The sequence below is a fragment of the Rhodoblastus sphagnicola genome, from assembly GCF_002937075.1.
In the GTDB taxonomy this organism is placed as follows: domain Bacteria; phylum Pseudomonadota; class Alphaproteobacteria; order Rhizobiales; family Beijerinckiaceae; genus Rhodoblastus; species Rhodoblastus sphagnicola.
Window position 1 is genome coordinate 31,354 of sequence record NZ_NHSJ01000087.1, and the last position, 13,785, is coordinate 45,138.

Below are 13,785 nucleotides of genomic sequence, written 5' to 3' on the forward strand. Positions count from 1 at the left end.
CGCCGCGCCATCATGGCGCCGCCTGCAACCGCTCCCGCGCCGCCCTGCGCGCTTTTTTCGCCGCCAGCACCAGCGGCACGCATTGTGTTTTATCGTCGTGGATCGCCACGCAATCCATGCATTGGAAACATTCGGCATAGATCACGGCGCCGCCGCGCTCGATGGCGCCGTAACGACACTTCACCCGGCACATCTGGCACGGCGTTCCACACTCCCGACGGCGCGGAATCCAGTTGAACAGCCGAACGTAACTCAGCGCCGAGAAGGTCGCGCCGAGCGGACACAGGTAGCGGCAGAAAAACTTGTAGTGGAACATGCCCAGGATCAGCAGCGCGACCGCATAGAGCACGAAGGGCGCGGAGCGGATGAACAGCAGCGTGATCGAGGTCTTGAACGGCTCGACCTCCGCGACCCTTTCCGCCTGCGACGAAAAGAAGATCGCCGTGACCAGGATGGCCGCCAGCACGAGAAATTTCGGCAGCCGCGCCAGCCGCTCGTAGCGTTGCGGCAGGGAGAATTGCCGCAGCTTGGTCACGCGCGCGATTTCGCCGAAAAATTCCTGCAAGGCGCCGAACGGGCACAGCCAGCCGCAAAAGGTTCCGCGTCCCCAGATGAACAGGGCGGCGACGCCGAAGACCGTCACCATCAGCGTCGGCGGGTCCCACAGGAAGAACTGAAAAGTCCCCTGCCCCCGGATCGCCTTGATCAGCCCGAACAGCCAGACGATCGACAGTTGCGCCTGCGCGATCCAGCCGATGAAGACCAGCGTGAACGCGAGAAAGCCGAGCCGGAAGATTTTGAACGCGCGCGGCGAGCGCACCAGCAGTTTCTGGCGCGAAAGCGCGAAGGCCAGCACGATCAGGCCCGCGCTCAGGATGGACATGTCGCGCGCCCGGCTCGCCCAGATCGAGCGCAGACCCAAACCCTTGTCGTCCGGCGGCAGGTCGAACAGATCTTGCGGCAGGATGTAGTCCAGCTTGAAGTCGGTGGGGAATTTTTCGGGATAGACAATCCCCTTTTCGCGGATGACGCGGATCGAAAATTGCGAGGACGAGGCGGGATCGAAGGCGGCTTCCGGCGCGATGCGCAGCACCGCCACATCGGCGCCGGCGAAATCGGGCAGATCGAGCCGGTCGCGCCAGACGAAATCGCGCCACGCCACCGGCGCGCCGGCCTGCGCCAGCCCGATCAGGTCGGGCGTCGCGCCGGGCACGAAACTTTCGGGCATGAAGGTCCAGCGCCCCAGCGAAATCACCATCATGGCCGGGGCGCCGTCGAGTTGGCCCATCAGCTTGCGCCAATTGGCCTCCCCCAGCAGATTGCGGCCGATAATGGGGACATCGACTTCCGCGATATAGAGATCGGCGAAGGCGCCGCCGGGGTCCGCCAGCCCCTCGCGGTCCAGCCCCTCGGCTTCCGTCGCCTTGTAAGCCTGTTCGACTTCGGCGTTGCTCACGCGCAGACGCCGGATGTATCCGCGCTCCAGCATTTGCGCGAAGGTCAGCGGCGCGAACACGCCCGGCCGGATCTTGGCGACGCGGTTGGGGTCGCGCCCCCTGGAAAAGCCCAGGCGTTCGCGCGCGACCTGAAGCGCCGCGTTGACGATGGTTTCATTGATGATGCGCACGGAGGCCGTGGCCTTGGACACCCCGTCGATCTCGGCCGCCACGCCGTCGCGGTTTTTGGTGGCGAGCTTGCGCGGGGCGACGATCTTGATCGCCTGGTTGAGCGACAAGCCCTCATATTGCTTGACGAAATCGTTGAGCGGCTCCGGCCCCAGGCCATCGACGAACACCGGCTCGTGTTGCGACAGCACGCGCACGCTGAGGAAGGCGCCATTGGGCCGCAGCGCCACCAGCAGGTTGACCGGCGTGCCGGAAAAGCCGGGAATGGGCTCGAAATCCACCGACTCGAACACATAGGCGGCGAGGACGTCGCCGTTGTAGCTCTGCTTGAGGATCGGCCAGACCGGCAGGACGGGATCGCGTTCGCCGACACTGTAGGGCTTGGGAAACAACAGCTCCACGCCCGCGCGGTCCAGCGTCGCCGCCGCCGCCACACCGCCAATCAGCATCAGCAGCGCGGCGCACGCGCCGACGAGCACGCGGCGTCCGGCGCGCCATAGTCCAGAAACCATTGCCCCTCCCCCGAGCGCATTCGCGCCAGAGCCTTGTTCTTGTTTGCTTGTTCACGGCCGAACTCCGGCGGTGAACAAGCTCGGGCAGGTTGTGCGAGGCGGAAAACATCGCCTATAGTACTTTCTCACAATTGCGCGCCGAACCCGTCACACCAACGGGTCAGAACAAGACGCGCGGGTGATGGGAGCATCGTTGAGTGAGCGAACAAGCGGAGCGCGACGGCGTGGTGATCGCCTCCAGCAGCGCAGGCAGCCCCGAACAGGCCGCGCGGGACATAGCGGCGGACATCGCCCGACAGAGTCCGGACGAGGCGCCGCGCGACGCGCTGGCGGGGCTGATCTGTTTCGTCTGCGCCAGCCATGACGCCGCCCGTTTCGCGGCGGAGATCGAAACAGCCCTGCCGGGGGTGGCGATCTATGGCTGCACCACGGCGGGCGAACTCGCCCCCTCCGGCTGGGCTTCGCAATCGGTGGTGGCGCTGGGTTTCCTGCGCCGCGATTTCACCCTGGTCGCCCATCTCGTGCAAAACCTGTCGCATTTCTCGGTCGAGGCCGGCCGCGCCGCCTTCATGGAAACGCGCGACGCCCTGATCGCCAGCGACCCGCGCATCGAGCCGGAACATTGTTTCGGGCTGCTGCTGATCGACGGCCTGTGCCGGCGCGAGGAGGCGGTGATCTCCGCGCTTTATTCCGCGCTCGACGAAATCCCGGTGGTCGGCGGCTCGGCGGGCGACGCCTTGAGCTTCGACAAGACCTTCATGATCCGGGGCGGCGAGGTTTTCAGGGACGCCGCGCTGCTGCTGCTGTTTCATACCAATCTGCCGTTCGCGCCGTTCAAATGCGATTATTTCGAGCCGACGCAAAACAAGCTGGTGGTGACCGACGCCGACACCGACCTGCGCATCGTCCGCGAATTGAACGCCGAACCGGCCGCCGCCGAATATGCCCGCGCCGTCGGCGTGATGGAGAGCAAGCTCGAAACCTCCTCCTTCGCCTCGCATCCGGTGCTGGTGGGCGTCGGCGGCCAATATTACGCCCGCTCGATCCAGAAGGTGAACGCGGATGGCTCGCTGTCGTTCTTCTGCGCCATTGACGAGGGGCTGGTGCTCACCGTGGCCAAGCCGCGCGATCCCTATGAGAGCACGCTGGCGACATTCGTCAGCATGGAGGAGCAGCTTGGCTCGGTTTCGCTCTATATCGGCTTCGATTGCGTGCTGCGCCGGCTCGACGCCGAGCGCCGCCAGATCTCGCGCCGCCTGTCCGAGCTTTACCGTTCGCGCCGCGTGATCGGCTTCAACACTTATGGCGAACAGTTCCGCTCCATGCACGTCAACCAGACCTTTACCGGAATCGCGCTTGGACGGCGCAGCCGGGAGGACGCGGCGGAATGAATGGCGACGGCGCGGAAAATGTCGATGAGCTGAAGAAGCGCATCGCCAAGCTCGAAAAGATCAACAGCGCGCTGATGTCGCGCGTCGAGCGCTCGGTGGACAGCCAGTTCAACGCCTTTTCCCTGTTCGAGACGGCGATTTCGCTCGACCATCAGGTGCGCCGCCGCACCCAGGAACTCTCGCAAGCCATGCGCTCGCTGGAAAAGGCCAAACGTCAGGCCGAGGCCGCCTCGTCGCTGAAAACCACCTTCGTCACCTCGGTCGGCCACGACCTGTTGCAACCGCTCAACGCCGCCCGACTCGCCCTGTCGGCGCTGCACGAACTGCCGGGCGCTCCGGAAGCGGGCGTGCTGGTGGAGCAGGTCGATCGCAGTCTCGTCGCGCTGGAAGACCTGATCCGCACCCTGCTCGACCTGTCGAAACTCGACGCCGGCGTGATGAAGCCGGACTTGCGCGACGTCCCGCTCAACGACGTGCTGGAGCCGCTGGCGCGCGATTTCGCCTATTTCGCGCAAAAGCGCGGGCTGAAGCTGAAGATTTTTCCGTCAAAACTGCATGTGCGCTCCGACCCCTCCATGCTCCGGCGCATCCTGCAAAACCTGCTCGCCAACGCCCTGCGCTACACCGCCCATGGCGGCGTGCTGGTGGGGGCGCGCCGACGCGGCGACCGGGTGATGGTGCAGGTGTCCGACACCGGGCCGGGCATTCCCGAGACCAAGCGCGAGGCGATTTTTCAGGAATTCAAGCGCGCCCACAGCGATATACCCGGCGAGACCGGATTCGGCCTGGGGCTGGCCATCGTGCGCCGCTTCGCCCAGGCGCTCGACCATCCGGTGCGGCTCGCCTCCAATGTCGGGCGCGGCTCGACTTTTTATGTGCGCCTGCCGCGCGCGGCGGCGGCGACGAAGGATCTCCCGGCGCCGCCGCCGCTGCCGCGGCTGTTCCACTCCCCCGTGGCCGGCGCGAAAATCCTGCTGATCGAGAACGAGCCTTCGGTGAGCGAGGCCATGGTCACGCTGCTGGAGCGCTGGGGCTGCGACGTGGCGGTGTCCGGCTCCGGCGACGAGGCGCTGGAGCGCCTGCGCGCCCTGCCGGCCGCGCCGCATATCGTGATCGCCGACCTGCACCTCAACAATGACGAACGCGGCACGCAGGCCATCGCGCGCATCCGGGCGACGTTGGGGGCGGACATCCCCGCCCTGATCGTCACCGCCGACCATTCGGCCAAGTCGGAGGAAGAGGTGCGCGCGGCCGGCCTGGAACTGCTGAGGAAGCCCGTGCGCCCCGCGGAGATGCGGTCGCTGCTGTCGTTCCTGCTGACGTAAGACGGAATTCGGGCGTCGCGCGCCTTCAGGCTTGAAATTCAGCCCAGCACATCGGCGTCTCGAACACTTTTACCGCAGTCAGGCGCGGCAGGTCGGGGCTGACCTTGCGGAAAATCCACAGCGCGATGTTTTCCGCCGTGGGATTTTGCAGCCCCTCGACCTCGTTGAGCAGATGATGATCGAGTCGCGCCAGCACCGGCGCGAACGCCGCCTCGACATCGAAAAAGTCGATCACGAAGCCGGTATGGGGATCGACTTCGCCCGACAGCGTCAGTTCGACGCGATAGGAATGGCCATGCAGCCGGCGGCAGCGATGGGTTTCCGGCACATGGGGCAGATGATGCGCGGCCTCGAAGGTGAAGCCCTGGGTGATGGTGATTGGCATGGCCGGGGTCTTAGAGCATGATGGTGTCAAGGGGAAGACCAATCCCTCGCCCCGCGCGGACGGAAGCAGCCGGCGCCGTCAGCGGCTGAATGTCGTCGCTATTCGAACGCCACATCGCGGCGGCGCGCGAGCAAATGTTCGCCGCCGTCCATGGGAAACAGCGCGCCGGGCATGTCGGGATGGTCGAGCAGGAAACCGATCAGCGCGCACAGGTCTTGCGGCGGCAGCGCGCGGCCCGTCGGAATTTTTTGCGCATCCTCGGCGAAACGCGCCTCGTCCTGCGGTCCCGACGGGAACATCAGGCCGGGCAGAAGGCCGAACGCGCGCACATCGGCGCGGCCCGAGCGGCCCCAGAGTTCGGTGAGAGTTTGCAGGCCGGATTTTCCCAGCGTGTAGGAATAATAATCCGGATTGAGATTGAGCAGCTTTTGGTCGAGGATGTTGAAGACGCTGATTTTTTGCTCCTCGCGCTTTTCCCGGCAGGCCGTCTCCAGGATCAGGAACGGCGCGAGCATGTGGACCATGAAACTTTCCACAAGCAGATTGGCGTCGCCCCCGCCTGGAAAATCATGGACGAAATGCGAGGCGTTGTTGACGATCGCCTCGGGAACGCCGAACGGTTCGGCCAGTCCGGCGCAAAATGCGTCAATTTTTTCGCGCGTGGCGAAATCGAAGGTGAGAACTTCGACCGCCGTCCCGTGGTCGCGCAATTCGGCCGCCAGCGCCGCCACATTCTTGCGTGGGCTGCGCTGGTGCAGCAGCAGGGCATAGCCGCGCCCCGCGAAAAATCGCGCCAGCGGCGCCGCCAGCCGGCTGGAGGCGCCCGTTATCAACGCGCTCCTCAAGCCGGTGGAGTCCAGCGGGCGCGGGTGCGGAACAGGTCGATGCCGGCGCCGCGCGTCTCGTTGTAGATGTCGGGCTTGCGCACCGAAATCTGGCAGGCGGCCACCCGCTTGTCGCCGAAGCAGGCGTCCACCACGCGGTCGGCCACCGTCTCCAGCAGGTCGATATGGCCGTCCTTCTCCAGCGCCAGAATGCGGTTGCGCACCTTGTCGTAATTGATGATCGGCATCTGGTCGGCGCGGCCGGTCGTGAGCGGCGCATAGAGGCGCGCGGAGACGATCAGCCGGGTCGGGCGCTCGGGATGACGCTCCCAGGGATGCAGGCCGCAGGAAACGTTCACGCTGACATCGTCGAGCACCAGAACGATATGGTCCTCGCCGTTGAATAAGTCCTTCATGCTCCACCTTCCGTCGAGAGCCTCTCTTAAGCCCCGCGCGGGCGCCGAGCAATTGGGCTTGCCCCGGACCTCGCCCGATGGTTCAGTGCGCGCATGACTGCAAAGATCGTGCTCGCGACGTTCGGCTCCCATGGCGACATCCACCCTTTCATCGCGCTTGGCAAGGTTTTGCAGGCGCGCGGCTTTCATGTGACCGTGGCGAGCAGCGGCCAGTATCGGCCGCTGTTCGAGCGCGAGGGGCTGGCCTTCGCCGCCATAGGCCCGGACGAAGAGGAAATGGCGCGTCGCCTCGGCGCCAGCCCGCGCGAATTCGTCAAGGCCATGCTGTCCGACCATTTTTTCATCTTCAAGATCTCGCAGGATCTGCTCGCCGAAAACGTGAGCGATCTCATGCCGTTGGTCGCCGGCGCCGATCTCGTGGTCTGTCACCACATCGCCTATGCCGCGCAACTCGCCGCGGAAAAGCAGGGCGCGCCGCATGTCCAGGTGCTGCTGTCGCCTTTGCTGCTGATGGCCCCCGACGATCCGCCTTTCATGTCCACGCCCCCCTTCGGCGACGCGCCTTTCGCCTACGCGCCGGGCTGGCTGGGCCGCGTCTGGAACCGGATGCTGGCCGCTGTCTTTCGCGAGGCCTTCCGGCCGTTGACGCGCCGCGCGCGAAAATTGCGCGCCGAACTGGGCCTGCCGCGCTCCCGCGATCTGCCCTTCCTCCCCGGCGGCGCCCGCGCCATCCTCGGGCTGTACTCGCCCCTGATGACGCGGGGAGCCGCCAGTGAACTCGCCCTGGGCGCCACTTTTCACGATGGCGGCGTCGTCGCGCCGCTCGACCCGAAGGTCGAGGCTTTTCTGGGGGCCGGGCCGCCGCCCGTCGTCCTGACGCTCGGCAGTTTCGCGGCGCTCGACGGGGCCGATCTGTTGCGCGCCGGCGTCGCGGCGACGCGCGCGATTGGGCGCCGCGCGCTGGTGATCGCGGGGCGCGACGACGCCCGCTTCATCCGGGCGCCCAAGGGCGACGACCTGCTGGTGTGGGGCTATGCGCCGCATTCCGCCGTGTTTCCGCGCGCGGCGGCGATCCTGCATCACGGCGGCGCCGGAACCTGCGTCCAGGCCCTGCGCTCGGGCCGGCCGCAACTGGTCGCGCCGTTCTTCGCCGACCAGCCGGACAATGCGACGCGGCTCGCGCGGCTGGGCGTCGCCCGCGTTCTGCCGCGCCGGGAGTTTACGGCGGAGCTGGCGGCGGAAGCGTTGCGCGCGCTGCTGGAACAGCCGGATTATGCGATCCGGGCGCGGGAGGCTGCCGAGCGGATCGGCCCCGAGGACGGGGCGCGCGCGGCGGCGGATGTGATTGAAAATCTGCTGAAGAATGAACGCCGTCCCGCCTTGGAATCGTTTTCAAGCCAGGCGCATGCCGGTTGGCGCGAAGAAAACGCATAATAACAAAGACGAGCGCCCCGACCTGATGCGATCAGATCGGGGCGCGCGTGCGGCGGCGGGATGGTCTGGCGGAAACGCGCGGCCTTATTGCGGGCCTTCGCCCTTCTTCGCGCCGGAGCGGTCGTATTGGGCGATATAGGCGATGACGTCGGCGATGTCCTTGTCGCTCTTGAGGCCGGCGAAGGTCATGTAGGTCTTGGGCACGTCGTGCTGCGGCTGGCGCAGGTAGGATTTCAACGTCGGCACGTCCCAGACCTTGCCGGAGGTCTTGTTCGCCTCGGAATAATTGTAGCCGGGCACCGAGCCGGCCGGGCGGTCGATGAGGCCGTTGAGAACCGGGCCGTAGAAATTGGTGGCGCCGCGGCCGATGTGATGGCACTGGCGGCAGCTATGGAAGATTTTCTCGCCCGCCGCGGGATCGCCGCCTTCCTGCGCGAACGCGCCGGCGCCGAAGCCGCAAAGAAGCGCGGCGGAAAGAAGAATAGTTTTGCCGTTCATGGCCTGTTTGCTCCGCTAGAACCGTTCGGCTTGACTTGACCTCAAGCTGTTGGCGATCCCATCGACCTTGTTCATCGGGCAAGAACAAGCGACGGGGAATGACACCGGGCAATTAAATCATCGCGCGCGCGGCTTTTCCCCTCTCAATAAGTCCTATTCCTTTTTTCCCAGGGCGCGGTGGAGCCGTTTTGCGCGCGATTTCCCTCGCGGAGCCTCCCGCCCCTCGCGACGAGGGCGACGATTTACCGCAGGCGGGCCGGAAGGGCCAAATCCGCGACACGTTTCGGCTCAAGCCCTGAAATCGGCGGGATCGTAACAGCGCTTCGTCGAGCAGAATTCGCAGGTGACGGTGATGCGGCCATCCTCGCCCACCATGTCGTCGCGTTCGTCTTGCGTGAAATTGCGCAGCATCTCCTCGATGCGCGCATCGGAGCAGCGGCAGGCCGCGCGGATCGTCCGCGCCGGAAAAACCGTCACCCCGCGCTCGTTGAACAGCCGCCAGGCCAAATCCGCGCTGGAGAGGCCGGGGTCGAGCAATTCGTGGTCCTCGACCGTGGCGGCGAGCAGCCGAGCTTCGGTCCAGGCCTCGTCCTCGGAAAATTCCGGCGTCTCATGACCCTCCGGCGCGTCGCCGGGATGAAAATCGGCCATGCGGCGGCGCTCCGGCGAATGCGGCAGGAATTGCGCCAGCAGCCCGCCCGCGCGCCATTGCGTCCCCTGGGCCGTCACCGCCTGCCCGACCGCCAGCCGGACAAAGGACGGGATCTGCTCGGACTGGCTGAAATAGTTCAGCGCCGCCTGTTGCAGCGAGCCGGCCTCGACCGGCGCCACGCCCTGGTAGCGGGCGTTTTCGCCGCCCTGCTCGACAGTGAAGGCGAGATGGCCGTGGCCAAGCAGATGCTCGCGGTCATTCTCCGCCAACGCCGCCAGCTTGCGCGCATCGAAGCGCGCGAAGGCGCGCAGACGGTCGGGCGCGTCGAAATCCACCACCAGAAGGTCCACCACGCCATCGGTGCGGGTCTGCAACTGGAAACGGCCGTCGTCCTTGAGGGTTGTGCCGAGCAGCACACACAGGACGGCGGCCTCGCCCAAAAGTTTCGCTACCGGCGCCGGATAGGCGTGGCGCGTCAAAATCGTGTCCAGCGCCGGCCCGAGCCGGGCGATGCGCCCGCGCATGTCCAGCGGCTCGACCGCGAAGGGCAGGACGGAATCGTCCGGAAGCTCGGGCGAAGCCATCAGGCGACGACGCCGGTCAATTCGGCCTGAAGGCACCAGGCCAGAATGCCTTTTTGCGCGTGCAGGCGGTTCTCCGCCTCGTCGAACACCAGGGATCTCGGTCCGTCCATCACTTCGTCCGTGACCTCCTCGCCGCGATGGGCCGGCAGGCAATGCATGAACACCGCGTCCTTGGCGGCGTGACGCATCAGCTTGGCGTTGACCTGATAGGGCGCCAGCAGGGCGTGGCGCAATTTTTCGTCCTTGTCGCCCATGGACACCCAGCAGTCCGTCAGCACGCAGTCGGCGTCCTTCACCGCCTCGCAGGGGTCGCGCATCACATTGACGCCGCCGCCCTCTTTTCGCGCCCAGGAAATCAGCTCGGGACGCGGCGCCAGCTCCTCGGGCGTGGCGATGTCCAGGGTGAAGCCGAATTTCGCCGCCGCGTGGACCCAACTGGTGAGGACGTTGCAGGCGTCGCCGACCCAGGCGACCCGGGCGCCGGAAATATCGCCGCGATGCTCCTCGAACGTCATCAGGTCGGCCATCACCTGACACGGATGTGTCTTCTTGGTCAGGCCGTTGATGACAGGCACGGTGGCGTGGGCGGCGAGATCGGCGAGATGCTCGTGGCTGAGAATACGGATCATGATGGCGTCGACGAAGCGCGACAGCACGCGCGCCGTGTCGGCCATGGTCTCGCCGCGCCCAAGCTGCATTTCCGCGCCGGTCAGCATGATGGTCTCGCCGCCGAGTTCGCGCATGCCCACGTCGAAGGAGACGCGGGTGCGGGTGGACGGCTTGTCGAAGATCATCGCCAAAGTGCGGCCTTCGAGCGGCCTGTTTTCCGCGCGGCGGCCTTTGACGCGGCGGCTCTTGATGTCGCGGGCGAGATCGAGAACGGTGCGCAGTTCGGCGCGGGAGAAATCCGACAGATCGAGAAAGCAGCGCCGCGCCGGCGTGGGAAGTTGCGAAATGTTCATGCCTTTTCCGGCTCCTTGGCCGCCTTCATCGCCGCGCAGGCCTCCGCCAGCCTGTCCACGCCGATCCTGATTTCCTCGTCGCTGACGATCAGGGGCGGCAGAATGCGCACGACATTGTCCGCCGCCGGGATCACGATCAGTTTTTTCGCGCGGGCCGCTGCGGCGAATTCGGCGGGCGCGACCGTGAGCTTGAGGCCCTGCATCAGGCCCTCGCCACGGATTTCAGTGACAATCTCGGGATAGGCGGCGGTGAGGCCGGCGAGTTGCTGGCGCAGGACGAGGCCTTTTCGCGCGACCTCGTCGAGGAAGCCGTCCGCCAGCATGATGTCGAGCACGGCGTTGCCGCAGGCCATGGCGAGCGGATTGCCGCCATAAGTGGTGCCATGCGTGCCCAAGGTCATGCCCTTGCCGGCCTCCTTGGTCGCCAACACGGCGCCGAGCGGGAAGCCGCCGCCAATGCCCTTGGCCGAGGCCAGTATGTCCGGCGCGACGCCGTAAAGCTCATAGGCGAACAATTTGCCGGTGCGCCCCATGCCGCATTGCACCTCGTCGAAGCACAGCAGCAGCTTGTGATGATCGCACAGGGCGCGCAGGCCGCGGATGAAATCACGGTCGCCGACGCGTATGCCGCCCTCGCCCTGGATCGGTTCGACCAGAATGGCGCCGGTTCGCGGCCCGATCACCCTTTCCGCCGCCTTGAGATCGCCGAAGGCCACTTGGTCGAAGCCCGGCGTTCTTTCGCCGAAACCGTCCAGATATTTGGCGTTGCCGCCGGCGGCGATGGTGGCGAGCGTGCGGCCGTGGAACGCGCCCTGGAAGGTGACAATATGGAAACGCTCGGCCGAACCGTTGGCCGCATTCCACTTGCGCGCCATCTTGATCGTCAGCTCCAGCGCCTCGGCGCCGGAATTGGTGAAAAACACCGTATCCGCGAAACTCGCATCGCACAGCCGGCGCGCCAGACGCTCGCCCTCGGGCATCTGGAACAGGTTCGAGGTGTGCCAGAGCTTTTTCGCCTGCTCGGTCAAGGCCTCGACCAGATGCGGATGGTTGTAGCCAAGGCTGGCGACCGCGATGCCGCCGCCGAAATCCAGATATTTTTCGCCCTGCGTCGAAAACAGCCAGGCGCCCTCGCCGCGCTCGAAGGCCAACGCATAGCGCGCATAGGTCGGCAATAGAGCAGAGGTCATGTTGAACTCCCAACCGGCGCCGGCAAGCAAAGAAGCGCCGCCCAGAAAATGAAACAGCCGCCCCCTGGGACGGCATCGGCATGACGCGATCTTAGAAAATCCTGGCGCCAGGGTCAAATGGCGATCGTCCCCGCCCTTTGTGTCCAATCTGCAATGGGCTGGGGAAAACCTTATTGATGCGTTAAGGACTCTTGCGCGCGATTCCAGGCATGTTGTAGATTCTCATCCGTCGACTACGACATTTTGTTGCGGCGCGCGTTTGATCGGCGTCGTCTCGTCAGTCCCGTTGTAAGACTTTTGCGCCCGCGGCTTTGTCGCGCCAGCGGAGGAGGACTTATGCGCGACGGGGGTGAAAGGAATTGGAGACCGCTATATGTCCTGGACCGATGAACGTGTCGAGACCCTCAAGAAAATGTGGCTCGACGGTTTGAGCGCCAGCCAGATCGCCAATGAATTGGGACATGGCGTCAGCCGCAATGCCGTGATCGGAAAGGTGCATCGTCTGGGCCTGTCGGGCCGCGCCAAATCCCCCGCCGCGACGCCAGCGCGTCCGCGCAAGGAGGAGCCGGTTCGTCCCCAGGCCGCGCCCGCGCCCCTGACGCACGGCGCAATGACGCACGGCGCCCTGGCGCTGGCGATGGACGCGCTTCCGGCCCCCGCGCCTGCGCCGCGCGTCGCGACGGAAGAGGTGGTCATCGCCATTTCGGAGCGCGTGACCATCATGGACCTGCGCGAAGCCATGTGCCGCTGGCCGCTCGGCGACCCCACCAACCCCGACTTCCGCTATTGCGGGGCGAAGATGCAGATCGGCGCGGGGCCCTATTGCCTCGCCCACGCCCGTATCGCCTACCAGCCAGCCCAGGACCGCCGCCGCGACCGCGAAAAGCGCACGGCGATCCGCTAAAAAAAAAGGGCGCCGTTGCGGCGCCCTTTTTTTTCACGAAATGACCCATTCGGCCGCGCAAGCCGGTGTCGCGCCGATGAACGCCTATTCCCGAAAAGGGTGCGCGGTTTTCGGCAAAGAATATGCGCAAAACCAAAGAGCCGGAGCTAATTCGGTGAACGGGAGTTCACCGAATTAGCTCCAGGGCGCGAGGCGGGCGCCGCTCAGAGCTTGTCCACCTGCCCATATTCCAGTTCGACCGGCGTGGCGCGCCCGAAGATCGACACCGCCACTTTTACGCGCGAACGGCTTTCGTCGACCTCTTCCACCAGGCCTTCGAACGAGGCGAACGGGCCGTCGTTGACGCGCACCTTCTCGCCCACCTCGAAGGAAACCGAGGTTTTCGGACGATCGACCCCCTCCGCGACCTGCCCCTTGATCCGCTCGGCCTCATGGTCGGGGATGGGAAAGGGCTTGTTGTCCTGGCCCAGGAAACCCGTGACCTTGGCGGTGTTCTTGATCAGATGGAACACTTCGTCGGTCAGGTCGCATTTCACCAGCACATAGCCGGGAAAGAATTTTCGTTCGGCGTTGAATTTTCGCCCGCGACGAACTTCCACGACCTGCTCGGTCGGCACCAGGATTTCGTCGAACTTGTCGCTCAGGTTGCGCTGCGCCGCGCCTTCGCGGATCGACTCGGCGACCTTCTTTTCAAAATTGGAATAGGCGTGGACGATATACCAGCGCTTGGTCATGAATCTGCCCTGTAGGAACTGAAGCGTTTTCAGGCGAAGGCCGGTTCGCGTGAAGACAGCGCTTGAAAAAGCTCGGGCTCAGCCGCCGAAGCTGAGGATGAAGCGGACGCCGAGACGGATGATCTGATCGACCGAAAGGAAGAAAAGCGCGGCGAAGAAGACCATCACCGCGACCATGCCAGTTGTGATCATGGTTTCGCGGCGCGTGGGCCACGTCACCTTGGCGGCTTCGGAACGGACTTCCTGTAGGAAAGTGAACGGATTGGCCATGGGGTCCGGCTTTGTCTGTTCGGACCGTCCGGAGCGAACGGTCGCGGGCTAAAAAAGTGGGCGCGAGACCTCTCGGTCG

At 65.3% G+C, this 13,785-nt stretch carries 14 protein-coding genes; 4 read left to right on the forward strand and 10 right to left on the reverse strand.

The features are described 5' to 3' along the window. Positions 1-10 precede the first annotated feature (10 nt). Positions 11-2,137 carry a 4Fe-4S binding protein gene (locus tag CCR94_RS14030; protein WP_104508471.1) on the reverse strand — a complete coding sequence of 709 codons (2,127 nt, stop codon included), beginning with the start codon at positions 2,135-2,137 and terminating at the stop codon, positions 11-13. A 197-nt stretch (positions 2,138-2,334) separates the two neighbouring features. Between CCR94_RS14030 and CCR94_RS14035 the strand changes: the two genes are divergently transcribed. Next, complete coding sequence (locus tag CCR94_RS14035; protein ID WP_244594075.1) at positions 2,335-3,528, forward strand: FIST N-terminal domain-containing protein; 1,194 nt, start codon at positions 2,335-2,337, stop codon at positions 3,526-3,528. Beyond that, positions 3,525-4,853: a hybrid sensor histidine kinase/response regulator gene (locus CCR94_RS14040; protein ID WP_104508472.1), complete on the forward strand. Its 1,329-nt coding sequence runs from the start codon at positions 3,525-3,527 to the stop codon at positions 4,851-4,853. The genes CCR94_RS14035 and CCR94_RS14040 overlap by 4 nt, the downstream gene beginning before the upstream one ends. Positions 4,854-4,878: 25 nt before the next feature. On the opposite strand, the gene queD is transcribed toward CCR94_RS14040, so the two are convergent. The 3 genes from queD to CCR94_RS14055 form a co-directional block, all read right to left on the reverse strand. Further along, entirely contained in the window at positions 4,879-5,232 is a 354-nt protein-coding gene (gene queD / locus CCR94_RS14045) for a 6-carboxytetrahydropterin synthase QueD (protein ID WP_104508614.1), read from the reverse strand. 104 nt (positions 5,233-5,336) lie between these two features. Beyond that, positions 5,337-6,071, reverse strand: coding sequence for an SDR family NAD(P)-dependent oxidoreductase (locus CCR94_RS25115; RefSeq protein ID WP_158254763.1), 735 nt, complete (start codon positions 6,069-6,071; stop codon positions 5,337-5,339). An 8-nt stretch (positions 6,072-6,079) separates the two neighbouring features. Continuing rightward, positions 6,080-6,478: a dihydroneopterin aldolase gene (locus CCR94_RS14055; protein WP_158254764.1), complete on the reverse strand. Its 399-nt coding sequence runs from the start codon at positions 6,476-6,478 to the stop codon at positions 6,080-6,082. A 93-nt stretch (positions 6,479-6,571) separates the two neighbouring features. Here CCR94_RS14055 and CCR94_RS14060 point away from each other — a divergent pair, with 93 nt between their 5' ends. After that, entirely contained in the window at positions 6,572-7,912 is a 1,341-nt protein-coding gene (locus CCR94_RS14060) for a glycosyltransferase (protein ID WP_104508474.1), read from the forward strand. Positions 7,913-7,996: 84 nt separating this feature from the next. Here the strand turns inward: CCR94_RS14060 and CCR94_RS14065 are convergent, their stop codons facing one another. The 4 genes from CCR94_RS14065 to CCR94_RS14080 all read right to left on the reverse strand — a co-directional run bounded on the left by CCR94_RS14065 (position 7,997) and on the right by CCR94_RS14080 (position 11,798). After that, positions 7,997-8,410 carry a c-type cytochrome gene (locus CCR94_RS14065; protein ID WP_104508475.1) on the reverse strand — a complete coding sequence of 138 codons (414 nt, stop codon included), beginning with the start codon at positions 8,408-8,410 and terminating at the stop codon, positions 7,997-7,999. Between the two features lie 288 nt (positions 8,411-8,698). Next, a complete protein-coding gene (locus tag CCR94_RS14070; protein ID WP_104508476.1) occupies positions 8,699-9,646 on the reverse strand; it encodes an Hsp33 family molecular chaperone in 948 nt (315 codons plus the stop codon). Continuing rightward, complete coding sequence (gene argF / locus CCR94_RS14075) at positions 9,646-10,608, reverse strand: ornithine carbamoyltransferase (RefSeq protein ID WP_104508477.1); 963 nt, start codon at positions 10,606-10,608, stop codon at positions 9,646-9,648. Before argF ends, CCR94_RS14070 begins: the two co-directional genes overlap by 1 nt. Continuing rightward, a complete protein-coding gene (locus tag CCR94_RS14080; protein ID WP_104508616.1) occupies positions 10,605-11,798 on the reverse strand; it encodes an aspartate aminotransferase family protein in 1,194 nt (397 codons plus the stop codon). The genes argF and CCR94_RS14080 overlap by 4 nt, the downstream gene beginning before the upstream one ends. A 373-nt stretch (positions 11,799-12,171) precedes the next feature. On the opposite strand from CCR94_RS14080, the gene CCR94_RS14085 reads away from it, so the two are divergent. Next, the gene (locus tag CCR94_RS14085; protein WP_104508478.1) at positions 12,172-12,702 is read left to right on the forward strand and encodes a GcrA family cell cycle regulator; all 531 of its coding nucleotides are present in this window, start codon (positions 12,172-12,174) and stop codon (positions 12,700-12,702) included. Positions 12,703-12,905: 203 nt separating this feature from the next. Here the strand turns inward: CCR94_RS14085 and nusG are convergent, their stop codons facing one another. Together nusG and secE are read right to left on the reverse strand one after the other, a co-directional pair. Continuing rightward, positions 12,906-13,436 (reverse strand): transcription termination/antitermination protein NusG, encoded by a 531-nt coding sequence (gene nusG / locus CCR94_RS14090; RefSeq protein WP_104508479.1) that lies wholly within the window; start codon positions 13,434-13,436, stop codon positions 12,906-12,908. Positions 13,437-13,514: 78 nt separating this feature from the next. Then, positions 13,515-13,706, reverse strand: a complete 192-nt coding sequence (secE, locus tag CCR94_RS14095; protein ID WP_104508480.1) for a preprotein translocase subunit SecE — start codon at positions 13,704-13,706, stop codon at positions 13,515-13,517. Between the last annotated feature and the right edge of the window lie 79 nt (positions 13,707-13,785).

What these genes read in the sequence shown, in the direction of transcription:
- argF (WP_104508477.1), bottom strand. Translation starts at nt 10,608, where the DNA reads ATGAACATTTCGCAACTTCCCACGCCGGCGCGGCGCTGCTTTCTCGAT.
- CCR94_RS14055 (WP_158254764.1), bottom strand. Translation starts at nt 6,478, where the DNA reads ATGAAGGACTTATTCAACGGCGAGGACCATATCGTTCTGGTGCTCGAC.
- CCR94_RS14080 (WP_104508616.1), bottom strand. Translation starts at nt 11,798, where the DNA reads ATGACCTCTGCTCTATTGCCGACCTATGCGCGCTATGCGTTGGCCTTC.
- secE (WP_104508480.1), bottom strand. Translation starts at nt 13,706, where the DNA reads ATGGCCAATCCGTTCACTTTCCTACAGGAAGTCCGTTCCGAAGCCGCC.
- CCR94_RS14040 (WP_104508472.1), top strand. Translation starts at nt 3,525, where the DNA reads ATGAATGGCGACGGCGCGGAAAATGTCGATGAGCTGAAGAAGCGCATC.
- CCR94_RS14070 (WP_104508476.1), bottom strand. Translation starts at nt 9,646, where the DNA reads ATGGCTTCGCCCGAGCTTCCGGACGATTCCGTCCTGCCCTTCGCGGTC.
- CCR94_RS14065 (WP_104508475.1), bottom strand. Translation starts at nt 8,410, where the DNA reads ATGAACGGCAAAACTATTCTTCTTTCCGCCGCGCTTCTTTGCGGCTTC.
- CCR94_RS14060 (WP_104508474.1), top strand. Translation starts at nt 6,572, where the DNA reads ATGACTGCAAAGATCGTGCTCGCGACGTTCGGCTCCCATGGCGACATC.
- nusG (WP_104508479.1), bottom strand. Translation starts at nt 13,436, where the DNA reads ATGACCAAGCGCTGGTATATCGTCCACGCCTATTCCAATTTTGAAAAG.
- CCR94_RS14085 (WP_104508478.1), top strand. Translation starts at nt 12,172, where the DNA reads ATGTCCTGGACCGATGAACGTGTCGAGACCCTCAAGAAAATGTGGCTC.
- CCR94_RS14030 (WP_104508471.1), bottom strand. Translation starts at nt 2,137, where the DNA reads ATGGTTTCTGGACTATGGCGCGCCGGACGCCGCGTGCTCGTCGGCGCG.